Below are 24,251 nucleotides of genomic sequence, written 5' to 3' on the forward strand. Positions count from 1 at the left end.
CACAGCAGCCTCATCCTGATATATGCCCGGATTCCCGGACACATTGATGATCGATGCTCAACTCATAGTGCCCGCAGGCATTCATTGTTGCAGTTTTCAATGGGCCAAATATCAGCCTGGTGGGCTGTCAAATGAGACAAACAGAAAATCCGAACCCATAAAAGGTTCGGATTCATTTTTTCGGCTGGCAGGGTATTTCCCCTCCCCATATTATCCCGCATATCCCCGGGCTATAAACATTCCGTACTCTTTGGGCAGATCCACCACACCGTTTACGGCATGCTCTGCTATGATTTCCTTCAGCCGTTCCACCGGAACGTCATTCAAAGCCTTGAGCGAAGCCAGACTGGTCAGATAGCTTACAAGATCGTCAATATCCGTTATGTGAAGGGAATCCTTGTAGATCCTTGCCTCAATCTCTGAAAAAGCAGTCTTTAATTTCTGTGCTCCGTTCTGCATCGTGAAATTATGGTTGGGATTGAAGTTCTCCCCGCTGAGCTTAAACCATTCGGCAAGCTGCTCAACAAAGTTGTTTTCTCCCAGGGTCGCACAATAGAACGTTCCGTCGTCCTTCAGTACTCTTCTGACTTCGCTGATTCCTTTATTGATGTCGGGAACATGATAAAGCATGGAATTGGCAATCACCACGTCAAAGGAGTTGTCCTCAAACGGCAGGTCCTGAATATCCGCCACCCGATACTCAATCTGATCCTTTTCTCCCAGGTTCTTCCTCGCAGTATCGAGCATTCCCTCCGAAAAGTCCGTGAGCACAAGTTTTCCAAACTGACTGATCAGTTCATCCCTTCCGATCCACAGGCTTCCCGTACCGCATCCCAGTTCCAGGACCTTCATTCCTGCGCTGATCTGGTAATTTGAAACAATCCAGTTTCCATATCCAAGTTTGTTGGTTGAATACTTGTCATGGAACGAAATCCTGGTATCCAGTCCATTGGATGTTTTATACTGTTCCTTCACCGCTTCGGTATTATTGGAGCTTCCAATCTGCATATTTCTTCCTCCTGTATATTTTTCAATGCCGGTCTCATCCGGTTTACCGGTCCAGCATTTTACCCATTTCAATCCGCATATTATGTTTCTCCGGGTCATGGTTTGAATAGGCATATCTGTCAAAACCGATGACCTGGAAGCCGTTCTTCTTATAAAAGGATATCGCCTTGTAATTAAAGCTCCGGGTCTCATGCACGGCCATTTATATTCATCATAGTCCAGTTGCCTGATATCCATTTTTCTCTCCATCAATCTTGATAGGTGTACTTTTTTATTTACCTTCCGTGTAGCGGCACGCTCTTTACTCTTCATTCATCACCCTGATGTTCCGATTGCGTTCCCGATTGCAAACGGGCTGGGAGATCTTTCGACGCGTTCGCTACGCTCACTTGCTCAAGATGACACCCAAAGCACATTGAATAACTCACAGCGCCCACGTTGTCATTCCCGCCGCAGCGGATCATTCTGCATTCTGCATTCTTAATTGTTGAGGAGTTGTCCAAATCTATGATTTGGGTAACAACTCCCATGCTACAGCTGTCAAAGGCGCACAGCGGCTTTGGTAACAGCGATCACAGCATTTGTCATCGCAAAGCGATGACACCGCCTCCTACCTGTCTCTATTCCCTCCCCAGGATTTCCTCCACCGCGCTCTCCGGGTTCTGCAAAAACCTCACCGTTGTCCTGTAGTGATCCGTGTCCTGAAAGCGCACGCTGTCAATTCCTTCCTCACGGATCTGGTAAACCTCTGCGCCCGGGAATGCCAGCAGCATCGGGGAATGAGTCGCGATTATAAACTGGCTGTCCCTCCGGACCAGCTCATCCATATTCTGCATCAGCCGGATGATTCCCCGGGGCGACATGGCCGCTTCCGGCTCATCCAGGATATACAGTCCCTGTCCTCCGAACCGGTTCTCCACCAGCGCCAGGAAGCTTTCTCCATGGGACTGCCGATGCAGGGATACACCGCCGTAACTGTTAATCACAGGGCCCCCGCACCCGGGCTCCCTGTCCATCTGGTCAATGTTGGACGCCACGTTATAAAAACTCTCCGCCCGGAGGAAGAAACCGTCCCGCGGATGGAGAAATCCCCGCACAACCTTCAGGTAATTGCACAGCTCCGAATGGGAGTTCTCCGTGGAAAAATGGAAGTTCTTCGTTCCGCCCTCCGGATTGAAGCCCTGGGAGATCGCCAGCGCCTCAATCAGCGTGGATTTCCCGGATCCGTTCTCCCCGACAAAGAAAGTCACCTGCTTATGGAATGTAATCCCGTCGTCCGCCAGGTGCTTTACCACCGGCAGCTTTGCCAGATAGTTTTCCCGGGGCAGCTGTTCCAGCAGGCCCATGCTCCGGATATACAGATCCCTCATTTGGCACTTTCCTTTCCGTCCGTAATGTATCTGTATTCATAATACCATGAATATCAAATACGCGTGTATTCTTCTTTCGTTTCCGCCGCGTATATGGTACAATTGGGAGCATTCATTCGTAAACCCGTCCAATAACATTTGCTGTGTTCCCTGATCAAGATCATATCTATACCATATCATTCCCGGGAGGAACTCTTCATGAAACAGACCGTCCTTCGCAACTATGCGAAACTGATTGCCCGTATGGGCGTCAACATCCAGAAAGGCCAGGAGGTTATCATCTATTGTGAACTTGACCAGCCCAGATTTGTGGAAATGCTGGTGGACGAGTGCTATAAAGCCGGTGCCGGAAGAGTCAGAGTGGAATTCGGTCACCAGCCGCTCTATAAGCTGAACGTCCGTCACCGGAGTGTCACTTCCCTGGCTAAAGTTGAGGAATGGGAAAAGGTCCGCCTCCAGCACTATGTGGATACGCTGCCCGCCTCCATCACCCTGATCTCCGCCGATCCGGACGGCCTGAAGGGTATCAATCAAGCAAAGGTGGCGAAAGCGGATCAGAAAAGCTGGCCCATTTACAAGCCCTACTTTGATGCCATGGAGAACAAGTATCAGTGGTGTATCGCCGCTGTTCCCGGCGCCGCCTGGGCAAAGAAAGTCTTCCCCGGCCTGCCGAAGGGCAGAGCCATTGAAAAGCTCTGGGAAGCGATCCTTTTCACTTCCCGTGCCACCGAGGATCCCATTGCCGCCTGGGAAACCCACAACAAGGACCTGCATGACCGCTGCGTCTTCCTCAACAACCTGGGCATCGCCGAACTGCGCTACAGGGGTGATAACGGCACCAACCTGACCGTTGGACTGATCCCGGAGGGAACCTTCACCGGCGGCGTCGATACTACCATCGGTGGTGTCCCTTTCGACGCCAATATTCCCAGCGAGGAATGCTACACCTCTCCCATGCGTGGGAAAGCTGAAGGCATTGTCTATGCCACCAAGCCCCTTTCCTACAACGGCCAGCTCATTGAAAACTTCTGGGTACGCTTTGAAAACGGAAAGGCTGTGGAAGTCCATGCCGAAAAGAACCAGGCCCTGCTGGAGCAGATGATCTCCATGGATGAGGGCGCGGCTTACCTGGGCGAATGCGCCCTGGTGCCGGTCAATTCCCCGATTTCCGAATCCGGAATCCTGTTCTACGAAACCCTCTTTGATGAGAACGCCGCCTGCCATCTGGCGCTGGGCATGGGCTTCACCAACACCATCCGCGGCTTTGAAAACAAAACAGTGGATGAATGCCGTGAAATGGGTATCAACGATTCCATGGAACACAATGATTTCATGATCGGCTACGAAGGCCTGGATATCGACGCGGTCACCAGGGACGGCAAAACCGTTCCGATCTTCCGCCGGGGCAAATGGGCCTTTGACGTCTGAGTCAATCCATCTTCATCTTCACTTTCAGATAGGAGCAAATCTATGACTACAATCAAGCGGATCAAAGGCGGCACGGATAACTGCTACCTGATCACCGACGGCACCAAAGCAATCCTTGTGGACACCGCCAGCAAACAGTGTCTGGATCAGGTGATTGCGGAGTGCGATAAATACGAAATGAAACTGATCGTGCTGACGCATGTCCATTTTGATCATGCGGAAAACGCGGCAGAACTGTCCAAAAGATATGGTGTTCCCGTAGCCATGCATCCGAAGGACGAGGAGCTTTTTGAAAGCTTTGATAAACAGCCTTTGAAGTCTTCCGGCGTGGTGGGAACCGTGGTTCTCGGCATGTCCCTGAAGGTACTGAAAAACACCCCCGTCGAGCGGCCGGATAACCTGATCTTCGTCGGTGAGGGAGAGGATCTGAGCGCTTACGGCTTTAACGCCAGAGTGATCGAACTTCCCGGTCACACCCTGGGTTCCATCGGCGTGGACGTGGAGGAAAAGCACCTGCTCGTCGGCGATGCCCTGGATAACTGGATCCGGCCCGGTGTGGGACACCTCTTCTATGACAGGGACGCTATCGAAAAGAGTGCCGAAAAGATCCGGGCCCTGGGCGACCGGACAATCTGGTACGGTCACGGAAAGCCGACCAAAAACGGCCTGTTCTGATTTCCCTAATAAACACTTTGGAGGATAAACCCCCATGAGTCATCTCTATGATCGGGCGGAGATCTATGACCTGATCGAAAACGAAAAACGGACTGAAATCATCCGGAATGACTGGAAGGAATTCCTGGGCGACCGGCCCATTCATACCCTTCTCGACGTCAGCATCGGTTCAGGCAGCATGACCCTGCCGCTCCAGGAACTCGGCATTGAGATCAGCGGATCCGACCTGAGTGAAACAATGCTTTCCCGGTGCGGGAAAAAGGCTGCCGCGAAGCAAAAACCCATTGAGCTGAAATGCAGCGATTTCAGGGATCTCTCCGTCTGGGAGGACAGGCAGTTTGACTGCGTCGCCAGCACCGGAAACTCGCTGGCCTACGTGACCAACGAAGACGTCCTGAAAACCCTTGAAGGCATGGACGCCCACGTGAAGCCCGGCGGATACCTCTGTTTCGACTCCCGGAACTGGGAAAAGATCCGGCGGGAAAAGCAGCGTTTCTACCTGTACAATCCCTTCTTCCATGACGGCACAAGGGTCAACCTTGTCCAGGTCTGGGACCACAATCCGGACGGGTCGATCACCTTCAACCTGCTGTACACCTTTGAGCAGGAGAACAGGATCGTCCAGAAAGAAATTTTTGAGGAGCATTACAATCCCTTCCCGCTGTCCATCGTCGAAAAGAAGCTGGCGGAGCTGGGCTATGGTCCAATCTCCCTGCGCCCGGTTCCCTGCAACTTTCCGGAAACGGACTTTGAGAAAATCGACTGGTACAGGATCATCGCGCAGAAACAATAACGGTTGTAAAGGAGATACTTATGTCCAATCAGATTCAGAATTACAGGAATGTAGTGGATCAACCCTGGGGCAGGATGTTCTATGACCTGATTTACAACCAGCTGAATCTCCCAAACGAAAAAAGGCTGAAGATCCTGGACTTTGGCGCCGGTTTCTGCCTCACGGCGGATCACTATGCGGAGCACCACGATGTCACCGCCGCGGAGCCGAACAAGGAAATGGTGAGCCTGCGCGTCAGGAGCAATAACTATACGCTGATCCCGAAGGGAACAGAATTCCTGTCTGCGGTTGCTGATAACACCTATGACGTTGTCATCTGCCACAACGTGCTGGAATATGTGGATGACATTGATTATATCCTGATACAGCTGGAACGGGTCCTGAAGCCCGGCGGAATCCTGTCGATTGTGAAACACAATGACCTGGGCAGGGCTATGGGTTATGCGGTCCTGAATGACAATCCGAAGGCCGCCCTGGATCTGCTCAGCAAGGACCAGGCTGAGAGCAGCATGTTTGGAGACAGAAGCGTTTACAGCAACGAATACCTCGTGGATTTCCTGGCTGACCAGATGGTTCTTAAGGACGTTTTCGGGATCCGGACGTTCTACGGGCTGTCTTCCAATAATGAAATCAAGTTCACCAGTGATTGGTATCAATCCATGCTTGCCCTGGAAACAAAGGCCGCCGCAATGGATGAATACCGGAAGATCGCCTTCTTCAATCATCTGGTGTTTGAAAAAACAGCCGACAAAAGTTCACAAGAAATGACAAGAAACAATTCCTGAAACCTGCTACGATGATCCTGCACGAAGGAGGGATCATCACTATGAAACGTTGGACATCTATAGGCCCCGAATGGAAAACAGCTGAAATCTTCCGCATCCGGGAGATCCTGAGGGATGAACACATTCCTTTCAAAATGCCTTTCTACGATGTCTTCTTTGCAAACACCTTCAACATGCCCTCGGAGGAGAAAAGATGGGGCATTCTGGTCCGGGTGAAGGATCTGGAAAAGGTCATTACCCTGCTGATCCGGGAAGACCTGGCCTGCCGGGCCCTCTGGGAAGATTTTGCCGGAGAACCCTGCCGGGACAAAAGCCCCGAACGGGCTCCCGGCGTCCTCTCCCCTGTCCCTTCCCGGTAATATCATTCCCGCACAGAAAACAGCCGCCGGCTTCAACCGGCGGCTGTTTTTATTCTTTGGGATTATTCGCCCAGCAGTTCCTTTTTCTTCTGCTCATACTGGTCCCAGGTGATCAGGCCTTCTTCCGCCATCTTCCGGTACCAGCGCAGTTCCTTTTCCGCTTCCGTTTCCACGGGTGCGGCCTGTACTGTCGGCTGCTCCGGTTTATCCTCGTCCTGTTTCTTCAGGCCCAGCAGGCCGAGGATATCAAAGGGCTCCGGCTTCTGCGGTTCGGCAGGGGAAGCGGGAGCGTCATTCACCGGTGCCTCCTCCGCGGGCTTTGCCTCCGCCGGATCCGGAATGCCGTTCAGGATCCGGTTGAACAGATCGCTCTTTGCCCACTCGCCGCACTCCATCGCCCGGACCGCTGTCAGCGGATGGCTGATCTGGCTCATGATCATATACTCCAGCGTCTTGTTCCAGGCGCTTCCATTAATCATTTCCTTGTAGTCCGCCGCCTGCTGCAGGAAGGCGTCGATGTTCGCGTCGGCCATAATGTCCTTGTCCCACCCGGCCAGGCGCATGCAGACTTCCTGCATTTTGCTTGCCGTTCCGTCACAGAGCACAGCCGCCCGGTCCGCGGAAAACTCACTGCACCGCATCCAGTAATAGAACGCCACCTGCAGCGGCACGGTCAGCAGGCCGCCCAGCTTTATCACCGAGGAGATGGCCGTGGACGCTCCGCTGAGCACCAGCCGGCCCATAGTCCTGTACAGTGCGTGATGGCAGGCGATATGCCCGCATTCATGGGCCAGGATCGTCGGGATCAGGTCTTCAGGAAGTGCTTTCAGCAGTCCGGATGTGAGCACAATAAAGGGATTGGAATCGCCGTATGTGTACGCGTTGGGCTTCACGTCCAGCTCCAGGTACAGGTCCGGCACCGGAATCCCCAGCTTCTCGCAGATCGGCGGCAGCATGTCATAGTACTTCTTCATCTGGTTCTCCCCCAGCTTAATCCGGGTGGACATGTTCAGGATCCTCTCCTGGGGCTCGTTCCAGAGATTCATGAATCCCTTGATCAGCAGGGAAAAGCCCGGGATGGACTGCAAAGCCTTCAGGGCCGATCTGTCGGAATCGTGTGTATACCTTTCAGGATCAAAAGACATTGTTGTTCCTCCTTAAACATCTATATTCATCTGATCGTTTCTATTTCTTTTCCCGTTCGCCTATTCATTATACACGATTCCGGGCCTCCGGGCACGTTCTTTCCCCTGTTAAATTTCCCGGATCCAGGTGGTTATGTTTTCCCCAAAGTGCAGTTCCCCGAAGGGTTTCAGTTCCCCGGTGTCCTCAAAGCCAAGCTTCCGGTGCAGGCCTCTGGAAGCCTCGTTGTCCTTTTCGATATAGGAGCAGACCGTCTCCCCGCCTACGGCGCACCGGCCGATCCGGGTCAGCACCTTTCGGATCATCTTATCCGCGATCCCCTGTCCGCGGCAGTCTTCCGCCACGATCAGATCCCCGATGTACCAGCTCCGCGAATCCTCCGGGCTGCGCATGGCGTTCACCGTGCCGGCCACCCCTTCTCCCCGGAAGGCTGTCACCGTGAAAAACTTCGGATACTGTCCGGTAACCGCCGCGTTCTTCAGGAACCACAGCAGGAAAGCCGGGTTCTCCTGCACCTCGTGCTGCAGCCCGTAAACCGCCAGCCGCGTATGATCCGGCATCGGGTGCTTCCGGTCAAAAACCTCATACCGGAAATCGCCCAGCGTATCCGTGATATACACCTTTGTCGGCTGCCCGTAATCGGTAAGATCCAGCCCGATCTCCTCAAAGCCGTACTGTTCATAGTAGCCAATATGATCCGTACAGAGGTAGGCGGTGTCATATCCCATGCTGCCCAGCACGCACCGTGCGTGGTTCAGGATCATCTCCCCGAACCCTTTTCCGCCGTGCATCCCGGGATCCACAAACAGCGTAGTGATGAAAGGCGTCAGCTCTGTATGGATGGTCAGCCGGTCCTTTTCTTCCAGCTGGTAAAACCCGGTCACCCGGTTCCCTTCCGGGGTCTTCATCAGCATCACCCACGTCTGGGGAAACTGCTCTGCGCTGACGCTCCTGTCCGCCGTCCGGGCGAAGACGCCGCTGACCTTTTCCCACTTTTCCCGGCAGTAGGCCTTCACCTGTTCACAGAGCTCCGGATTATTCCTCACTGATTCAAATGTCATCTGCTTTATTCTCCTTCCGCAGTCAAACAAAAAAGTGTCCCCGAAATCGAGAACACTGTACTTTCCGTATCGACCTGTGCCCGCTGACTGCTTCAGACGGCTTTCGGTGAATGACAGAAGTTCTCAATCCGGTATGCCTGGTAAACCATGTCACTCACCTGCCTTTCAAAGATTAATCTTATTACACCAGAAGTCTTTCCCCTTGTCAACCCGGAAATTGCCGTTTTCAAAAGCCCGGGGGCTCCCGAATGCCCTATATCTTCAGCATCACCTGTTCAATCGCCAGGGCGGCTTCATACAGCCTGTACTCATCCTTTCCGTACAGGATCACTGCCTCATTCACACCGTCCGGGTTCTTTTCTGCTCCTGCCACCGTAACCGTCGGCAGGCCGCAATAATGCATGATGCTTGTCGGTCCCGTCATCAGGACAGCGTCATAATCCTCAATCTCCGCCATAACCTTCGCAATGGCTTCCCTGCGTGCTTCCAGGGCGTCCAGATAGGGTTTCCCCTCGAGTCCGCCGGGCGTTTCATCCAGCGCTGCCCGCAGCAATTTGTCCCCGTACTTCATCATGGTATCCGGATTGGCTTCATAGTACGCGACAATCTCCGCCAGGGTTTTCCGTTCCGCCGTGGATTTTGCCAGATAGTCTTCCAGCATCGGCCCGAATTCCCACTGCATGATCGTCACCATTTCAGGCGCCGCTCCCTGATCCACTTCTCCGATCACGGCCCCGCCTGTTTTCAGCTTCCTCAGCAGGCTGTTCAGGAACTGTTCCTGGCACTGAAGATGCTCCCTGTTTGCCCGGTTCACCGCAATGCGAAGCTTGTCCATCCTGAGGGGCTTCAGTTCCGGCAGCGGTTCGTCCCGCATGGCGGAATACAGTTTCAGTGCGTCGGTCAGGTTCCGCGCCATCGCCCCTGCGCTGTCCAACGTCCTGGCAATGGGAATGATCCCTTCCGCCGACAGTGTTCCCACCGGCGGTTTCAGCCCGCAGATCCCGTTGAACATCGCGCAGCCGGTAACAGAGTGGGACGTATCCGTTCCCACAGCCATCGGTACAATTCCCGCTGCGACCGCCACGGCCGATCCGGAGGAAGAGCCGGTGGGTGAAAGCTTCGGATTCACCGCGTGAATCACCTGCCCGCCGCGGGAGCTGTATCCACCCGGCATACCATCGGTTGTATAATTGGCGAATTCCGTCATGTTGGTTTTTCCCAGGATCACCGCGCCGTTCCTGCGCAGGTTCCGGATCACCGGTGCGTCCTCTTGGGCGATATTGTCCGCCAGTGCCAGGCTGCCCGCCGTGGTATGCAGCCCTTTCACGTCAATATTGTCTTTCACCAGCACCGGTATCCCGGCCAGCGGCTTGTCCTGTTTGTCCGCTTCCTGTGCTTTTGCCTGTTCCAGTGCGGTTTCATCCAGTTCCGCGATGCAGTTCAGCCTATCGCTTTTCGCGAGAGCCAGTGCCTTCTCTGTCTGATTCATAACGGTTCTCCAGCCTTTCCGTATCAGGATTCTCCCTGTGTTTTTCTCCACTCCCGGACTTCCCGGCACATAGTGATTGGCTCCCCTGCCGCGATCCGGTCCTCCGCCAGCTGCCGCACCGCCGCGCACCACGCGTCCAGCCCGCGGATATCGCCGCCGTATGCCTTCAGGATGTCTTCGCCCTCCGCCAGGGCCGCGTCGTACTGCTCTTTGGTCAGGTCTCCGGAAGCGTACGCCGCGTCCAGTTCATCCCGGTCGTCTACCTTCACGTCGCCTTCCGGCGTTATGATCACATCCAGGTATTTGTCGATAAACGCCGCAACGCCGTCTTCATCATACTCGGTACCCTCAATGATATCAATATACCAGATGGACGGCTGGTATTGTTCATTTGCGGTCACCGGATAGCTTTCCCGTTCCGGTCCATGGGTTCCGTCCGGAAAATACATGGCGGTGATCACCCGGCGGGTATCATCCGGAATCAGCTCCAGCCAGGTCATCCCTTCACCGGTCACCTGGATCCTGCCGGCTTTCGGCGTTTCCCAGTAATTCTTTTCCCCGTCCGTAAACCGGATCAGGCACACAAGCCCGTGAAACAGTTCATGGTCAATCCTCATCTGGTAATACGGGTAATACTGGAACCCCCATTTGTCCCGGTTCAGGCGTTTTTTGTTCATATAATTCCCTCTTTATCTTTCTCCGGTGCACACGGTCATAATGCCGTTTACGGTCAAGATTCCCTGTGTTTTCTTCATGGCAGGGTTCACCGGCGGGATAAAATAAGCTGTAGTAATACATTCGCTCTCGATTCTCCCCAGACTGGTAATGCAGTATCCTGTGGCGGTGTTATATCCGAAGTATATGCTTCCTCCGCTTTCTGGAATATCACTTGGTATGGCTGCCCATAATGTGTCGCTGCATGATTGAAACAATTCAATTATATAAAAGCCCCGTCTTTAATGAAGTTACCAACGGTATTAATCGTACATGCACAAATCATACCGATGGTCTGTCATGACACTCCCGGTTCCATGATGTTTATTGCCGGCTTATCGCAATCGACTTCCGTTTTCGCTCCTACAGGAGATATAGGATTGTGCCGCTGATAGATAAAGCTGAACTGGTTATTCCGCCGCTCCCTGGAGAATACTGATCATCTTCCGGTTAATCTTCTCCGCCCGCTCATGGTTCAGCCCGTGTCCGGCCTTTTCATAGAATACAGCGTCCATGTGATTCTGTTCCAGGACTTCCCTTCCACCGATCATCTCAAACGGATCCTCCGTGCCGACCAGGTATGTCACCTTATCCCGGATCCGGTCCACCTCTTCCGGGGTGAACGCGTGGAGCTTATGGTATCCCATGGCCATGTTGTTGAAGCCCTTCAGCAGGCTCTTGTAATGGGCCATGATCTCCTTGTTTTCTGTGAAGACGGCGTAGTTTTCCCCGCTCAATTTCTTGAGCAGTTTGGTCACGTTTTTATCCGTCGGAAACAGTGCCTCCGGCAGGAAGATCTTCATCATCGCCGACATGGAGTTCTTCTTTCCGCCCACCGGTACCGTGCCGGAGATGCTGATGGTCTTCAGCACCCGTTCCGGGCGCATCAGCGTATAAATCTGCACCAGGTATCCGCCCATAGATACGCCCGCGAAGAAGGCCTTCTCAATTTCCAGCGCGTCCAGCACCCCGTCGATCCAACGCACGTCGTCAAATTCCTTGTTGTAGTTCTCGTTGGGCACACTCTTCCCCGGGCCGCCCATCGTGTCGATGGCGTAAAGATGGAAGTGTTTTCCCAGTTCCGGCGCGTTGTAGATCCACATCAGCGCCGAGTCGTCCCCCACTCCGTGGAAAAGCACCAGCGCCGGGGCTTCCTCCGCCCCGCATTCGATCACGTGGGTGGTTCCGTATTCTGTCTCCACGTCCCTTTCCTTTGTCTCACACTGCCAGGTGGACAGGATCCGGTCATAGGTCTCCAGGATGGCCTGTCCGCTCTTTTCACTTCTGTACTTCTTCATGTCCTGTCTCCCTTATCTGTTAAATACTCTGTTGTAAAACGCCGTCAGTTCCCGGGCCATCCTGTCCGTATCCCCGGTAAAATAGCCCAGCATGACAATCCCGTGATATTCCCCGGCCAGCCTGTCCGCGTCTGTTTCCCGGATTTCTCCCCGGACAGCCAGCAGTTCAAACACTTTGGCCTCATGTGCGATCGGATCGGTAAACATCATCTTCTGCCAGGCTTCCTCCGCGGCGGGTTCATGGAACCGCTCGCTCTCCAGCATCCGCAGCAGGGGATCGATCTGTTCGTGCCGCAGGTACGCTGTCACATACATGACTCCCGCACGCACAAAAGGTTCGCATTCCACCTTCTCCGTGCCGCTCAGGATCCGGAAAAAGGAATCCCGGGCTTTCGCGGTCAGCTCATTGGCCAGTTCAATCATGCCCTGGACCAGGGCCTGCTTACTCTCATAATAGTGATAGATCGTACTGACGCTGATGCCGACAGATTCCGCCAGGTCCCGCATGGAGACGGCCGCAAATCCCTTTTCGGAAAACAGCTTCAGGGCTTCCCGGATAATCAGTTCCTTTTTGTTTTCTTTCGGCATAGTGTCCTCCTGTATGTAAATTGTAATCGAACGTTCGTTCGATATTGTATCCTGTGATTTCAAATCTGTCAAGAAAAAAAGACCAGAACCGGCAAACCGATTCTGGTTCTGGTTTTTGCAGCTCACTGGCTCATTCTTTCCAGTTCCTGCGCGTATTTTTCCGCAGTCATTTTTGTATTCTTGATAAACTCCATCGCCATTTCATGTGACTTCCAACCATACTCGTCCTCACTGCCATACCAGAAATAATACTCGCTTATCCAGCAGGGAACGCCCTGGATCCGTCCGATACTGTCAAGCCACTGCTGTGTCATGTATCCATCTTTGACTTTGGGAAAGTATTCCTTGTTGCATTCATCGGCGTCCATCCGTTCCGGATGTGTATACGCACAATATGGAACTGTATGCTCCTCCGGCCAGTCCCGCTGCCTGATCAGGTTCTCCATATACCGGTTCACCTCAGCCGTATCAGCTTCAGGGTTGCAGACGCAGACAACACGATCACCCCATGCATTGACAAGCGGTGGCTGACTGGCATAGATCCGGTAAGGGATCATATGATCCCAGTTATATAACTCCCGGCTTACCTCTGTTTTGCCGCCATGGGATCCTCCTCCCGTATTGGTAAACAGTTCCCGGAGGCCTTTCTGCTTCTTATTCATCTTCGGCTCTTCCTTCTGCAGCCTGATAAGCAGCTTTTTCGTCCGGTCCAGAAGGCTGATAAACTCTTCACTGGTAAACCGGAATGGTTCTCCGGCATACTGTTGCTGTATTGTCCATGTGTACAGCAGCATTTTCAGAATCTCATTTTCCACAAAAAACTTCTCATTTGCCCAGGCACTCAGAAGACAGAAGCCCTTATGCGGGGTATCCATGTAAAGTTCCGCGAAATCCAGGAATTCCTCAAAAGATGTCGGGGGCGTTCTGTCCCGGAATGGCGAATCCGCCCAGGCGTCGGGCACGTAAAAAAGCATGGCTTTCAGGTCGAAATAATCCGCGCATCCCCAGAACTGTCCGTTTTCCGTCACAAGGTATTTCCGGATCAATTCTTGAGTAAAAGGCGGCATCGATTCTAAATCGTTGACCAGCGTTTCATCCGGCGTAAAAGGAGTAATCACTCCGGCATCCTTGAGTGCCTGTAATTCACCGAATACCACCTGCGTATTGAGTAAATCGGGCTCCTGTCCAGATTGGATTCTATCCAGCAACCTGGAATAAGTTATAGACTCCCAATGCAGGGAATCCTCCATGTGAGCCAATGCTTCCTTCAGGTTTGCCACACTCACATGGAAATCATCCGTTACAGCCTTCACATTGGTCAAGGATGTCAGGGTAAATACCAGCATTACTGCCGCCAGCAGAATACAGAATCGTCTTTTCATTTTCATCTCCCGGATTATCAAACATCAGCTCACTGGCTCCAACCTTCCCAGATCTCCGCATATTTCTCTGGCGTCATCTTCTCGCTGGTCATAAACTGACTGTTCACCCTGCCTAAAGAATCGCAATCAGAAGCAGTAGCCTTACCGCATATCCAATATGGATCTGTCATACAGGGAACACCCTGGATCCGCTGAATACTGTCAAGCCATTGCTGAGTAAACACTCCGTCCTTTTGGTAAGAATGATACCACTTGTTCAAGACTTCCACATCCATCTGTTCCGGATGAATGTATGTGGCTTCTACAACACCAGAGTGTCTGTCTCGTCTTCTGACTTTTTCCTCCATACACCTTGTTATTTCTGCCGGATCTGCACTGCTGTTGCCAACAGAGATAAACGCTGTTTCTATATTAATCAACGGAGGCTGGTTGGCAAAAACCCGGTAAGGAATCATGTGATCCCAGTTATATAGTTCACGGCTGCAATTTGCTTTCCCGCCGTCATATGTTACTCCCGGATTAGTGAATAACTCCCGCAGTTTCTTTTGTTTCTTCTGAGTTAGCGGTTCCTCTTTTGCCAGCCTGGCAAACAGTTTCTTCGTCCGATCAAGAAGGCTGATAAACTCATCACTGGTAAACCGGTACGGTTCCCCTGCATATTGCTGCTGGATGATCCAGCTATCCAGAAGCATACTCAGGATCTCACTCTGCACACACAGCTTCTCATTGCTCCAGTTATACAGAAGACAGAAACCTTCATGCGGAGTATCCAGATAAACTTCTGCGAAATCCAGGAATTCTTCAAATGAGGTCGGAGGCGTTCTGTCATGGAATGGGGAGTCTGCCCATGCGCTGGGTACATAAAAAAGCATGGTTTTGAGCCAGAGGCCGCCGCGGATGCATCCCCAGAACTGTCCATCCTCTGTTATCAGATATTTTCGTGTTGCTTCCCGGATAAAGGGCGGCATTGTTTCAAAATCTTTCACCAGCATCTCACTGGGAGTAAAAGGAACAATCGCACCAAGCTCCTTCAGTGTTTCAATATCACCATACGTAATGATCAAATCCGGAGCCTGACCCGACCGGATTTCTTCCTGTAGTTCAGGTAAATGTATGTCTCTCTCGGGATATAAGTCCGGATTCTCAAACTTTGCAAATGCATCAGCCAGACTTACCACAGTAACAATAAAATCTTTCTCTTCGGCCATTCCACCGGTACAGAGTATCAGACTCAGTGCCAACATAACTGCCAATAGCAAAACACAAATTCGTCTTTTCATTTGTTTCCCCATGTTTTTATCATTGAGCAGGTTCAGCCCAGTGGTTCATTTCATCCCATTTTGCCGCGAAATCTGCAGCAGTAACCTCTCCGTCCAGGAGTTTCCTGAACAAAGCCTCTGGATTTTCGTTGATGTGGTCGTTTAAATTCTGATAATCATCGGGAACAATGGCTGGAACGGCGTATTTATGGATATCCCATATGCTGTCGATAAATTCCTGTGTGACCAGTTTCCAGGAGTATTTTCCCCCGAGTTTCTTCAGAATCATCTTGTTGAACCCTTCAACATCGACCCTGTCCGGATTAATGAATTCATAAATCAAAGGTCTGATTTCCCTGGAACAATAAGCTTCTCGACCCGGAATAATACGTTCCAGCAGCTCTGCCGCACGATCTTCATACGGGCTGCCGGTGCGCACACAGTAAAAATCCGCCATGACATGAATCAGCGGTGGCTGGTCCTTTGTGAGCCGCCATGGAATCAGGCTGGCATAGGTTATGGTATCCAGGTTGTTGCCTGTAGGTCCACGACTAAACAGATTGTCCTGAAACAGCTGGCGTCCTTTCTGGTTTTTCCTACCCTTTTCTACTTTGAGCAGTCTGTTAAAAAGATCCACCGTCCGCTCCAGCAGCCGGATAAACTCCGGGTTGTTATATCTCAGTGGAATCTTCGCATAATTGCTCTGTATGGCCCAGCATCTCATCAGAAGGGTCACAACCCACAGCCTGCCCCACCAGCCATCAGTAGCATCATGAATAAAGCAGAACCCGTCATGGGGCGTTTCCAGGTAGATTTCCAGGAAATCCAGGATTTCCTCTACAGATGAAGGCGGAGTCATATCCCGATACGGAGAAGCTTCCCAGGCATCCGGCACATAAAACCCCAGAGGTTGTACATCAAGATTATCCAAATAACCTGACAGTTTGCCGTCCTCTGTCATCAGGTTATCCCGCAACACATCCTGCAGATACTGCGGCATGGCCGCCATATCTTCCTTCATCAGTTCAGTAGGTTCGAAGGCTGCAACCATTCCGGCCTCTTTGAGTGCAAAAAAGTCATAGCCACAAATATCAGGTGCGGTATCTCCCTTTACCAGTTCCAGGACAGATTCTGTACAATCAAGTTCGATTGGCGGCTGCTTCAGTCCAAGCATTTCGGACCATTCCTTCGCCAGACTCTCGCCAGCTTCATACACAATGAGGGCTTCCCCATCCTTTTCCGCCCAGGCAGTGCAGACCGGGATAAGCATCGCTATTGCAAGCAGGATACATATCATTCGTTTCATCTTTTCAGTCTCCCGGATTATCACTTCCCAGACCCGCAGTGATACTCTCGTCAATAATCACCACAAGCTCTTCAGCGCTTATGCTGCCTGCGGCAAATTTGCTGATGGCTTTCTGAATCTTCTGTGCATAAGGAATTTCATAATTCCTGTGTGAATACTCCATATGGCTGACCATTTCCCGGTAAGAATCCGTTGCTTCCGCATCCGTCAGCAGCTGTGATTTCCATTCAAGATAGTCCCTTGTTTCATATGACATATCGTCTGACGGTATCGCGTCGTTTACATGCTGGATATAGTGTTCCACAAACTCCAGCGCCAGCTCCCGTTCCGGGGCATTCTGCGGAATGCAAAGTATCTCCATATGCACCGGATAAATTACCGGGGCATCTTTCGTAACCCTGCACGGTATGATATATGACCCGTACATTCCGTCTTCCAGAAGCCAGGAGGTATGGAACCCGTACTCACCCTCGGTCTCCCATTGGATTTCCGTGCGCGGAACCTTCGAATCGCATTCATACAGTGCTTCGCCGATCCAGGCGATCTTCTTCAGTATGGTTATCGCTTCAGGTGTGTTGAAAACAGGTTTTTCGCCCTGTCTCAGGCACTGGTTGACGTACTGATCCACATAAAACCTGCTCAGCCAGTCTGTATAGCTGTCCCTGGCGAAATTGACAAACAGGTATGTCTGCATCAGGCTGATTCCTGTCGGTTCTGCTTCATTTCTTTCCGCCCATTTTTCCAGGAAATCAAGCAATTCCAGGAAGCACGTCGGAACATCCTCTGTTCCGTATCCGGCTTTTTCCCAGCATTCCGGATTGCAGCATAATCCTGCCCAGTCCACACACGAAGCGCAGGGAACACCTGTCAGTTTCCCGTCTTTGTAAACCATTTCCTGAAAAACCGAATACATCCGCCCGACGTAAGATGTCAGCTGCTCTGATCCAGACAGATCAACCAGCAGTCCGGAATCACGCACCTGTTCCCAGTCCGCATAGACCGACTGTATCCTCATGACGCTGTATTTTCCCTTTTTCGCCTCCAGCGCTTTAATCAGGTCCTCTGCGTTTTGATAAGTAGGATAGATGCTCGTGTTCACCTTCAGTTCGTCCCTGGGATGAAGCTTGACCCAGTCCTTATACCATTGCATAGCTTTAGGCAAGTCATAAAACTCTCCAACCACACGAAGTGTCTTAGCCTGCGCGCCGGCAATCCCCGACAGGATCAGCGCAAAAACAGCCAGCAGGATACAAATCAATCGTTTCATTTTGTTTCCTCAAATGGAGCGCCGCCCTATTGTCCGGCGGCGCCCCGGTATTTTACTTCTTCAGTTCCAGTATCACGATCGAAGCCTCGTCCCCATTAATCATCAATCCGATCTTTTCCGGGAATTGATTCGCAGAAATCATGTCTTCAGTTTCAACCACAGGCCACGTGTCAAAATCCTTAACGCCGCCAGAAAGACTCATTCCTGTCGGGAAAGGTTCTCCATTGGGCTGGACATATTCCAGGCTGTACAGGACATCCACAGCATCATCCTCTGAAGTATCCTCCTTCAGCACCGTATAGGAGGCGGTCAGGTACAAGCCTCCGGAGAAGAGATCGCCCCTGACAGAATCCAGCCGTACTGTATCCTCCACAATCATATTCGTCGGCACAGTATATTCTTTGGTATCATCCGGTGCCTCCAAAGGAATGCTGATGGTTTTATGTTCTTTCAATGCTTCCGCTTGTTGCGCCGGATCTTCCACATTGATTTCCTGAACCCTCAGATAGAGTCCAAACTCCATTGCTTCACCATGAAATTTCCCGTTAAGCAGCGGCATGGAGAAGTATGTCAGGCTACCATCATCATTGAACATCGGATCTTCCATTGCTTCCCCGGAATACTCTTCAGGCGCTTCCAGGATAGCCCGTACGCTGTACAGCGGAATCTTCAGTTCCTTGGCCGCATCCACCCAGGACAGTTCCGGATCCACACCAAGCTTTTGCGCGATCATCTCACCATTTTCTCCGTTCGCGCCGATGGCGTCATACGGATCGTTTCCGGTCAGTAGCGCATTTATTCCCTCCGCCAGTCTGGCATTCGTCGAAGCTGTCGCGATATGACCGTCGAAATACAACCCGCCCACAGTAAAGGTTACCGGACCGACTGTGTAGGTCACCTCACCATTATCCCGCATAATTTGCTGGGCTCCGTCCGGTACAAATGTATTATAAAAATTTGAGTAGAAATCTGTCCATCCCAGGATTTGTCCGGCAGCAAGTGCCACCGCCATCAGGGCAACAATAATACAGGCTGCTATTAAAACTGTTCTTGCAGTAAATCTTTTCACAGGTTCTTCCTCCCTCAGGCCGCTGAGAGCAGTGTTCAGCTTGTCGTGACATTCATCCGTCATCGGCCAGAAGGCGTTCTGCAGATTGATTTCTTTCATATCGCGCTTCATTCCGCTTTCAGCTCCTTTCTCAATGCGTCTTTTCCCCGGTTGAGCCGGCCCCGCAGGGTGGTCATGGGAATCCGCAGCACGTCCGCGGCTTCCTCATAGCTCATGCCTTCGCAGTAGCACAGCACAAGGGGCAGCCGAAGCTTCTCCGGAACGGCTCTCAGCGCTATGGCCAGTTCCGGGTCCGGTGCTTTCGCATAGGTCTGGGCGGGAATCTTCTCCAGTGGAACGGTGTTCCGGTGCCTTCTTTGTATGTCATAGCATACGTTTATCAATATGCGGATCAGCCATGTGCGGAAATACTTTTCCTCCCGCACCTTACTCCGCTTTTCCCAGGCTTTGAGTGCCGCGTCCTGCAACGCGTCCTGCACGTCGGTCTCGTTCCGCAGGATCGACCAGGCTACCCGGTACATCGTTTCCGAGCAGGCTTCGATCTCCGCGATGAAGAATCCCTTGTCCACAGTATCATGCCTCCGGTTTTGTAACGTTACATACATTAGACGAATGAGGAGGGGCAATCTGCACGCCCTCATCAACATTTTTTCTTTCCGGACAGTAAAACAGCCGGTCTGCGGGTCTCTTCAGACCATGGCAGGCCGGCCGCTGTCTTTTCAACTCATTCCACGTCCACAATCAGGATCTGCTCGCTGTCAAAGGCAATGCGGTCCGTCACCTTTCCGTTCCGGAACCGGAACGCGCCGCCATGGCTCACCGGATCATTATCCAGGGGATTGACGAGCAGCGCATCCTTTGCGGCCAGCGCCGCCTGAGCCGCGTAGTCTTCAACTGTTCCTGACTCCCAGTCCTCCAGGGTGTAGTTCACATAAACGGGCCAGATCAGCAGGTGATCTGTTTTGAACCTTTCAGGGAAATCCCACATGTCTCCGCAAAGGGACAGCATGATCTTCTTCCCCTGCAGGCTGAACTCCCCGGTCTCTGTTCCTTCCCGGTAGTGATCGTCCGTCCGGGTATAGTCTTTCCAGCCCCGGGAGATCCGCCGGTAATTATGGACGGTCTTTCCCTCCGCCAGCACAATGCAGGAGGAATACAGGGTATCTCCTTCCCTTTCGATATATCCAACCAGCATCGCTGTGTGGTACTGCACCGTCAGGCAGCGCAGCCGGTCTATGATTTCCGAGTCCTGTGCGACCGCCGTTTCCTTATCCGTTTCATACTTCCAGTCCAGGGAATCAAAACCCTGGAGAAACGCTTCCCCGAAGCAGAGCAGGTCAACCTTTCCCTGCGCTTCTTTGAGCGCCCGCTCAATCTGGCTGATGTTGAAAGCTGTATTCCTGTTCTCGCTCCGGTAGGAAGCCAGTCCGATCCTCATTCTTTTCTCCTTATCCCAGTAACTCCGCCAGCTCCGCGAAGGAATTGACGATGGTGCCGGTATACTCTTCCCCGTCCCGGTTGAACAGGATCGGTTCAATGCCCAGTTCAGCCGCTGTGATCAGGTTCTTCACGCTGTTGTCCACAAAGCAGCATTCCTCCGGCTTCTTCCCTGTTCTTTCCAGCGCAATCTCATAGATTCTGCGGTCCGGCTTGCGGCATTTTACATCCCCGCTGACGATCTTATGGGTGAAATACTGATCCAGGTCATGATGCTTTGTAATGTAGGCGCTCCACTCGGACACGTCATTGGAAAGGAGCACAAAGTCATACTGCCTGTAATACTTCTCCGCGAACTCCCTGAATCCCGGGTCCAGCGTAAGGAAGTTGTCAATATAGTTGACCATATGAAACTGCGGATCCTTAAACCCAAGCTGCGTCAGGAACTCGTCCGAAGTCATCTCCCCGTTCGCCGCCCTGGTAAACAGCTTTTCTTCCTTGAATTGCCTCGTCAGCCGTTCATGCTCCGCCTGGTCGAAGGAACCGAATGTATAGGGAATGAAAAAACCCTTGCTTTCCTCCAGGATCACCCCGTACATGTCCAGCAGAATCGTCGTGATTTTCTTCATTGCAGTTTTCTCCTCATTCCTTCGCCAGCATCTGCTTCAGGCGTTCCCTGAGTCTTTCTTCTCCCTCTTCCCCAAGTGCTTTGTGGGAATAGTCCAGGTATTCCTGTCCGATCCATTCCCGGTAGGTTTGGGTCATTTCCGGATAAAGGGCGTCCAGCAGGTACTCGTCAAAAACCAGCACCTGGTATTCCGCAATGTCATGGGATCCGTCCGCCATAAGGATATTCCGGTTCATCAGCGGATCGGTGACGGAATGGGTGCATTCATGCAGGTACTGCAGGAAACAGCCCGTAATTTCCTCCGGTTTTTCCGGGTAGGTCAGATAGACGATGATTTCTCCCGGCTGGAAAAACGCCCGACCGTTCTTCCGCAGGCTGTATGAAAAGAGCACCGAAGGTTTCATCTCCAGGTTGTTGAAAAAAGCGCCAACCCGGTCCGTGAGCGTCCGGAAACGGTCGTATACCTTGTCCGTCTGCGGCGCCACCTCTTCATGATGCGCTGTCCACCACTCATAAAACCTTTCGGAGACCCTGTCACAGATTTCAATCATCGGATCCACAAAGGCTTCCATATCCCGGTCTGTCAGCTGGCCGCAGGAAACCAGCGCTTCCCTGAACTGCTGGGTGTTATTCACGGCCAGCGGAATAAAGCCGGTAATCGCCAGCCGGTCAAAATTCTCTTCATAATACTCCGTCAGTTTGGGAGGAATACCCGGAAAAATGCCCAGTTTGCCTGCCATTTCCGCCGTATATTCAGGATCTGATACGTCCGCTGCATAATCAATGGGCATATGTGCCAGCAGGTAGTAGTACAGATCCGCGAACCGGTTATACCGGAATTCTGTCTGTTGTCTGACGTCGATGTTGTTCATGGTGTTTCCTCTCTCTCCCGTGTCGGCAAAGGATGTGCACGCAGTCAGCGCCAGAACCAATACCAGCAGCAGGATTCCGGTCTTCTTCATTTTATTCATTACTGATGCTCTCATTTCTGTCTGAATTTTTTGCCTTGTCCGATACGTATCTGCGCTGCATTCCCTCTCATCCCGCTCTGTTTCTTTCCGTCCGTTTCCGCCGGGATTCCGGGAATCAGCTGTGTTCGCCGTTTATCATACAGGCGTCAGCCATATGAATAAAGGATGAAATCGGAAAAATAGAGTACCTTTTCCCGCCAGTTTTTCATTTATTGCATCCAGACTCTTGACTTGGAGTTTACTTTAAGGTTTAACATAAGTATACTTGAAGCAGATCACTGCCAACGATATATGAGAGGAGAACTGCCCTTGTCTTCCCTGAAAGTTCGCAAACTGACCTATGCCGCTTTACTGCTGGCTTTGGCTGTCATGATGCCAAGAGTTGCCGGACTCATTCCGGATATCGGTAAAACCCTGAATCTGATGCATATTCCTGTGCTGCTGTGCGGTTTCCTGTGCGGCTGGTCCTGGGGCCTCGTGGTTGGCTTTACAGCTCCGCTGCTCAGTTCGCTGCTGAACGGTATGCCCGGCATTTTCCCCGATGCCACGGTAATGGCCTTTGAGCTGGCCACATACGGCGCCCTGTCCGGGCTGCTTTATATGCTGCTGCCGAAAAAGAAATGGAGCATCTACGTTTCCCTGATCGTCGCCATGCTTGCGGGCCGTATTGTATACGGCATCGTATACCTTCTCCTGACCAGCCTGGGCCTGGTAAAGATCAATGACGCCCTGCTGGCCTTTGTCTGGGTCAGGGCGTTTGCCAAGCCTGTCCTCGGAATTATCCTGCAGATCGTCCTGGTTCCCTTGCTTGTCATGGTCCTGGAACGGGGCCGCCTGATTCTGAATAACAGGAGAACAGCCAAATGAAGACACTGTATCTGGAATGCGCCATGGGCGCTGCCGGGGATATGCTCACCGCCGCCCTGCTGGAGCTGACCGGCGACCGCCAGGCTTTCATTGACAAAATGAACGCCATCGGCCTGCCCGGCGTCACGGTTGCTGCCGAAGGATCGGTCAAGTGCGGCATCACCGGAACGCATGTGAAGGTTACCGTGGACGGCGTGGAGGAAGAAACCGGAGACGCCCATGACCACCACCATCATGATCACGATCACCATGATCACGATCACCATGATCATGACCATGAACATCACCACCATGATCACGATCATCATCACGAGCATGGCCATGATCACCATGAAGAAGAACATGATCATCATCACGATCACGACCATGGACATCATCACCATGCCTCCGTGGCGGATATTGAAGCGCTGATCAACAGTCTGGATGTGTCCGACCGGGTCAAGGCCGACGCCAAGGCTGTGTATGCTCTTATTGCTGACGCGGAAAGCCGGGTCCACGGCCGTCCCGTCACCGAGATCCATTTCCATGAAGTGGGTACCCTGGACGCGGTGGCGGACGTTGTAGGCGTCTGCCTGCTGATGGAACAGCTTTCCCCGGACCAGGTCATTGCCTCCCCCGTTCACACCGGCAGCGGCCATGTGCACTGTGCCCATGGTATCCTGCCCGTTCCCGCCCCGGCCACCGCGCTGATCCTGGAAGGCATTCCCTCCTACGGTGGGGAAATCAGGGGTGAGCTCTGCACGCCCACCGGCGCTGCCCTGCTGAAGCACTTTGTCTCCCGTTTCGGCAGCCGTCCTGTTATGGCCGTGGAAGCCATCGGCTACGGCATGGGCAAAAAGGATTTTGAGCAGGCCAACTGTGTCCGCGCCTTCCTGGGCGAAAGTGAAGGAGAGCGGGAAACCATTACCCGCCTCGAGTGCAATCTGGACGACATGACCGGCGAGGATATCGCCTTTGCCATGGAGCAGCTCTTCGCTGCCGGCGCCCGGGACGTCTACACTCAGCCCATCGGCATGAAGAAGAGCCGCCCTGGCATCCTGCTGTCGGTCATCTGCCTGGCGCAGGACGCGGATCAGCTGGCGGAAGTTATGATGAAGCACACCACTACCCTGGGGATCCGCCGCCAGGACATGAGCCGGTATGTGCTGGACCGGAAGCAGGAAACCGTCACCACAGAATACGGCCCCGTCCGGGTCAAGCATGCCTCCGGCATGGGCGTGGATCGGGTCAAGCCGGAATATGAGGATATCGCGGCCCTGGCAAAGGAACATAATGTACCGCTGAGCGCCATCCGGGAAGCTGTCCTCAAAAGCCTGTCCTGACGCCGTTTTCCCTGTTGACTTAGAGTAAACTC

25 protein-coding genes are annotated in these 24,251 nt (G+C 52.5%); 7 read left to right on the top strand and 18 right to left on the bottom strand.

The window, feature by feature from the left end; all coding sequences use genetic code 11:
- Positions 1 to 210 precede the first annotated feature (210 nt).
- The 3 genes from JYE49_RS08880 to JYE49_RS08890 all read right to left on the bottom strand — a co-directional run bounded on the left by JYE49_RS08880 (position 211) and on the right by JYE49_RS08890 (position 2,378).
- On the bottom strand, positions 211 to 1,008 hold the full coding sequence (locus JYE49_RS08880; protein ID WP_179217299.1) for a class I SAM-dependent methyltransferase: 798 nt from the start codon (positions 1,006 to 1,008) through the stop codon (positions 211 to 213).
- 43 nt (positions 1,009 to 1,051) lie between these two features.
- Positions 1,052 to 1,210 (bottom strand): N-acetyltransferase, encoded by a 159-nt coding sequence (locus tag JYE49_RS08885; protein WP_179217298.1) that lies wholly within the window; start codon positions 1,208 to 1,210, stop codon positions 1,052 to 1,054.
- A gap of 418 nt (positions 1,211 to 1,628) precedes the next feature.
- Positions 1,629 to 2,378: an AAA family ATPase gene (locus tag JYE49_RS08890; RefSeq protein WP_093957045.1), complete on the bottom strand. Its 750-nt coding sequence runs from the start codon at positions 2,376 to 2,378 to the stop codon at positions 1,629 to 1,631.
- 198 nt (positions 2,379 to 2,576) lie between these two features.
- On the opposite strand from JYE49_RS08890, the gene JYE49_RS08895 reads away from it, so the two are divergent.
- Genes JYE49_RS08895 through JYE49_RS08915 form a run of 5 tightly spaced genes read left to right on the top strand, consistent with a single transcriptional unit; the run spans position 2,577 to position 6,418 of the window.
- Positions 2,577 to 3,806 carry an aminopeptidase gene (locus tag JYE49_RS08895; RefSeq protein WP_093957044.1) on the top strand — a complete coding sequence of 410 codons (1,230 nt, stop codon included), beginning with the start codon at positions 2,577 to 2,579 and terminating at the stop codon, positions 3,804 to 3,806.
- A 42-nt stretch (positions 3,807 to 3,848) separates the two neighbouring features.
- Entirely contained in the window at positions 3,849 to 4,481 is a 633-nt protein-coding gene (locus JYE49_RS08900) for an MBL fold metallo-hydrolase (RefSeq protein ID WP_093957043.1), read from the top strand.
- A 34-nt stretch (positions 4,482 to 4,515) separates the two neighbouring features.
- Positions 4,516 to 5,274: a class I SAM-dependent methyltransferase gene (locus JYE49_RS08905; RefSeq protein ID WP_093957042.1), complete on the top strand. Its 759-nt coding sequence runs from the start codon at positions 4,516 to 4,518 to the stop codon at positions 5,272 to 5,274.
- A 20-nt stretch (positions 5,275 to 5,294) separates the two neighbouring features.
- Positions 5,295 to 6,059: a class I SAM-dependent methyltransferase gene (locus JYE49_RS08910; RefSeq protein ID WP_093957041.1), complete on the top strand. Its 765-nt coding sequence runs from the start codon at positions 5,295 to 5,297 to the stop codon at positions 6,057 to 6,059.
- Positions 6,060 to 6,100: 41 nt separating this feature from the next.
- Positions 6,101 to 6,418 (top strand): hypothetical protein, encoded by a 318-nt coding sequence (locus JYE49_RS08915; protein ID WP_093957040.1) that lies wholly within the window; start codon positions 6,101 to 6,103, stop codon positions 6,416 to 6,418.
- Between the two features lie 62 nt (positions 6,419 to 6,480).
- On the opposite strand, the gene JYE49_RS08920 is transcribed toward JYE49_RS08915, so the two are convergent.
- The 15 genes from JYE49_RS08920 to JYE49_RS08990 form a co-directional block, all read right to left on the bottom strand.
- Complete coding sequence (locus JYE49_RS08920; RefSeq protein ID WP_093957039.1) at positions 6,481 to 7,563, bottom strand: M48 family metallopeptidase; 1,083 nt, start codon at positions 7,561 to 7,563, stop codon at positions 6,481 to 6,483.
- A gap of 108 nt (positions 7,564 to 7,671) precedes the next feature.
- Entirely contained in the window at positions 7,672 to 8,622 is a 951-nt protein-coding gene (locus JYE49_RS08925) for a GNAT family N-acetyltransferase (protein ID WP_093957038.1), read from the bottom strand.
- Positions 8,623 to 8,875: 253 nt separating this feature from the next.
- The gene (locus JYE49_RS08930) at positions 8,876 to 10,111 is read right to left on the bottom strand and encodes an amidase (RefSeq protein WP_093957037.1); all 1,236 of its coding nucleotides are present in this window, start codon (positions 10,109 to 10,111) and stop codon (positions 8,876 to 8,878) included.
- A 23-nt stretch (positions 10,112 to 10,134) separates the two neighbouring features.
- Positions 10,135 to 10,788, bottom strand: coding sequence for a DUF402 domain-containing protein (locus tag JYE49_RS08935; protein WP_093957036.1), 654 nt, complete (start codon positions 10,786 to 10,788; stop codon positions 10,135 to 10,137).
- Between the two features lie 447 nt (positions 10,789 to 11,235).
- Positions 11,236 to 12,123 (bottom strand): alpha/beta fold hydrolase, encoded by an 888-nt coding sequence (locus tag JYE49_RS08940; protein ID WP_093957035.1) that lies wholly within the window; start codon positions 12,121 to 12,123, stop codon positions 11,236 to 11,238.
- A 12-nt stretch (positions 12,124 to 12,135) separates the two neighbouring features.
- The gene (locus JYE49_RS08945) at positions 12,136 to 12,711 is read right to left on the bottom strand and encodes a TetR/AcrR family transcriptional regulator (protein ID WP_093957034.1); all 576 of its coding nucleotides are present in this window, start codon (positions 12,709 to 12,711) and stop codon (positions 12,136 to 12,138) included.
- Between the two features lie 122 nt (positions 12,712 to 12,833).
- On the bottom strand, positions 12,834 to 14,093 hold the full coding sequence (locus JYE49_RS08950) for a hypothetical protein (RefSeq protein ID WP_093957033.1): 1,260 nt from the start codon (positions 14,091 to 14,093) through the stop codon (positions 12,834 to 12,836).
- Between the two features lie 29 nt (positions 14,094 to 14,122).
- Positions 14,123 to 15,373: a type 2 periplasmic-binding domain-containing protein gene (locus JYE49_RS08955; protein ID WP_093957032.1), complete on the bottom strand. Its 1,251-nt coding sequence runs from the start codon at positions 15,371 to 15,373 to the stop codon at positions 14,123 to 14,125.
- Between the two features lie 19 nt (positions 15,374 to 15,392).
- Complete coding sequence (locus JYE49_RS08960) at positions 15,393 to 16,526, bottom strand: hypothetical protein (protein WP_304582664.1); 1,134 nt, start codon at positions 16,524 to 16,526, stop codon at positions 15,393 to 15,395.
- 136 nt (positions 16,527 to 16,662) lie between these two features.
- Entirely contained in the window at positions 16,663 to 17,925 is a 1,263-nt protein-coding gene (locus tag JYE49_RS08965; protein WP_143754487.1) for a type 2 periplasmic-binding domain-containing protein, read from the bottom strand.
- 52 nt (positions 17,926 to 17,977) lie between these two features.
- Positions 17,978 to 19,093, bottom strand: coding sequence for a hypothetical protein (locus JYE49_RS08970; RefSeq protein WP_304582666.1), 1,116 nt, complete (start codon positions 19,091 to 19,093; stop codon positions 17,978 to 17,980).
- An 8-nt stretch (positions 19,094 to 19,101) separates the two neighbouring features.
- A complete protein-coding gene (locus tag JYE49_RS08975; RefSeq protein ID WP_179217297.1) occupies positions 19,102 to 19,563 on the bottom strand; it encodes an RNA polymerase sigma factor in 462 nt (153 codons plus the stop codon).
- A 155-nt stretch (positions 19,564 to 19,718) separates the two neighbouring features.
- Complete coding sequence (locus JYE49_RS08980) at positions 19,719 to 20,432, bottom strand: carbon-nitrogen hydrolase family protein (RefSeq protein WP_093957027.1); 714 nt, start codon at positions 20,430 to 20,432, stop codon at positions 19,719 to 19,721.
- Positions 20,433 to 20,442: 10 nt separating this feature from the next.
- Positions 20,443 to 21,060: an HAD family hydrolase gene (locus tag JYE49_RS08985; RefSeq protein ID WP_093957026.1), complete on the bottom strand. Its 618-nt coding sequence runs from the start codon at positions 21,058 to 21,060 to the stop codon at positions 20,443 to 20,445.
- Positions 21,061 to 21,073: 13 nt separating this feature from the next.
- Positions 21,074 to 22,021: a hypothetical protein gene (locus tag JYE49_RS08990; RefSeq protein WP_143754486.1), complete on the bottom strand. Its 948-nt coding sequence runs from the start codon at positions 22,019 to 22,021 to the stop codon at positions 21,074 to 21,076.
- Between the two features lie 318 nt (positions 22,022 to 22,339).
- Here JYE49_RS08990 and JYE49_RS08995 point away from each other — a divergent pair, with 318 nt between their 5' ends.
- Positions 22,340 to 22,897 (top strand): ECF transporter S component, encoded by a 558-nt coding sequence (locus tag JYE49_RS08995; protein ID WP_283399362.1) that lies wholly within the window; start codon positions 22,340 to 22,342, stop codon positions 22,895 to 22,897.
- Complete coding sequence (gene larC / locus JYE49_RS09000; RefSeq protein ID WP_093957023.1) at positions 22,894 to 24,219, top strand: nickel pincer cofactor biosynthesis protein LarC; 1,326 nt, start codon at positions 22,894 to 22,896, stop codon at positions 24,217 to 24,219. The genes JYE49_RS08995 and larC overlap by 4 nt, the downstream gene beginning before the upstream one ends.
- Positions 24,220 to 24,251 lie beyond the last annotated feature (32 nt).

This window comes from Aristaeella hokkaidonensis, assembly GCF_018128945.1.
Classification (GTDB): Bacteria; Bacillota; Clostridia; order Christensenellales; family Aristaeellaceae; genus Aristaeella; species Aristaeella hokkaidonensis.

What these genes read in the sequence shown, in the direction of transcription:
- JYE49_RS08880 (WP_179217299.1), bottom strand. Translation starts at nt 1,008, where the DNA reads ATGCAGATTGGAAGCTCCAATAATACCGAAGCGGTGAAGGAACAGTAT.
- JYE49_RS08885 (WP_179217298.1), bottom strand. Translation starts at nt 1,210, where the DNA reads ATGGCCGTGCATGAGACCCGGAGCTTTAATTACAAGGCGATATCCTTT.
- JYE49_RS08890 (WP_093957045.1), bottom strand. Translation starts at nt 2,378, where the DNA reads ATGAGGGATCTGTATATCCGGAGCATGGGCCTGCTGGAACAGCTGCCC.
- JYE49_RS08895 (WP_093957044.1), top strand. Translation starts at nt 2,577, where the DNA reads ATGAAACAGACCGTCCTTCGCAACTATGCGAAACTGATTGCCCGTATG.
- JYE49_RS08900 (WP_093957043.1), top strand. Translation starts at nt 3,849, where the DNA reads ATGACTACAATCAAGCGGATCAAAGGCGGCACGGATAACTGCTACCTG.
- JYE49_RS08905 (WP_093957042.1), top strand. Translation starts at nt 4,516, where the DNA reads ATGAGTCATCTCTATGATCGGGCGGAGATCTATGACCTGATCGAAAAC.
- JYE49_RS08910 (WP_093957041.1), top strand. Translation starts at nt 5,295, where the DNA reads ATGTCCAATCAGATTCAGAATTACAGGAATGTAGTGGATCAACCCTGG.
- JYE49_RS08915 (WP_093957040.1), top strand. Translation starts at nt 6,101, where the DNA reads ATGAAACGTTGGACATCTATAGGCCCCGAATGGAAAACAGCTGAAATC.
- JYE49_RS08920 (WP_093957039.1), bottom strand. Translation starts at nt 7,563, where the DNA reads ATGTCTTTTGATCCTGAAAGGTATACACACGATTCCGACAGATCGGCC.
- JYE49_RS08925 (WP_093957038.1), bottom strand. Translation starts at nt 8,622, where the DNA reads ATGACATTTGAATCAGTGAGGAATAATCCGGAGCTCTGTGAACAGGTG.
- JYE49_RS08930 (WP_093957037.1), bottom strand. Translation starts at nt 10,111, where the DNA reads ATGAATCAGACAGAGAAGGCACTGGCTCTCGCGAAAAGCGATAGGCTG.
- JYE49_RS08935 (WP_093957036.1), bottom strand. Translation starts at nt 10,788, where the DNA reads ATGAACAAAAAACGCCTGAACCGGGACAAATGGGGGTTCCAGTATTAC.
- JYE49_RS08940 (WP_093957035.1), bottom strand. Translation starts at nt 12,123, where the DNA reads ATGAAGAAGTACAGAAGTGAAAAGAGCGGACAGGCCATCCTGGAGACC.
- JYE49_RS08945 (WP_093957034.1), bottom strand. Translation starts at nt 12,711, where the DNA reads ATGCCGAAAGAAAACAAAAAGGAACTGATTATCCGGGAAGCCCTGAAG.
- JYE49_RS08950 (WP_093957033.1), bottom strand. Translation starts at nt 14,093, where the DNA reads ATGAAAAGACGATTCTGTATTCTGCTGGCGGCAGTAATGCTGGTATTT.
- JYE49_RS08955 (WP_093957032.1), bottom strand. Translation starts at nt 15,373, where the DNA reads ATGAAAAGACGAATTTGTGTTTTGCTATTGGCAGTTATGTTGGCACTG.
- JYE49_RS08960 (WP_304582664.1), bottom strand. Translation starts at nt 16,526, where the DNA reads ATGCTTGGACTGAAGCAGCCGCCAATCGAACTTGATTGTACAGAATCT.
- JYE49_RS08965 (WP_143754487.1), bottom strand. Translation starts at nt 17,925, where the DNA reads ATGAAACGATTGATTTGTATCCTGCTGGCTGTTTTTGCGCTGATCCTG.
- JYE49_RS08970 (WP_304582666.1), bottom strand. Translation starts at nt 19,093, where the DNA reads ATGAAAGAAATCAATCTGCAGAACGCCTTCTGGCCGATGACGGATGAA.
- JYE49_RS08980 (WP_093957027.1), bottom strand. Translation starts at nt 20,432, where the DNA reads ATGAGGATCGGACTGGCTTCCTACCGGAGCGAGAACAGGAATACAGCT.
- JYE49_RS08985 (WP_093957026.1), bottom strand. Translation starts at nt 21,060, where the DNA reads ATGAAGAAAATCACGACGATTCTGCTGGACATGTACGGGGTGATCCTG.
- JYE49_RS08990 (WP_143754486.1), bottom strand. Translation starts at nt 22,021, where the DNA reads ATGAAGAAGACCGGAATCCTGCTGCTGGTATTGGTTCTGGCGCTGACT.
- larC (WP_093957023.1), top strand. Translation starts at nt 22,894, where the DNA reads ATGAAGACACTGTATCTGGAATGCGCCATGGGCGCTGCCGGGGATATG.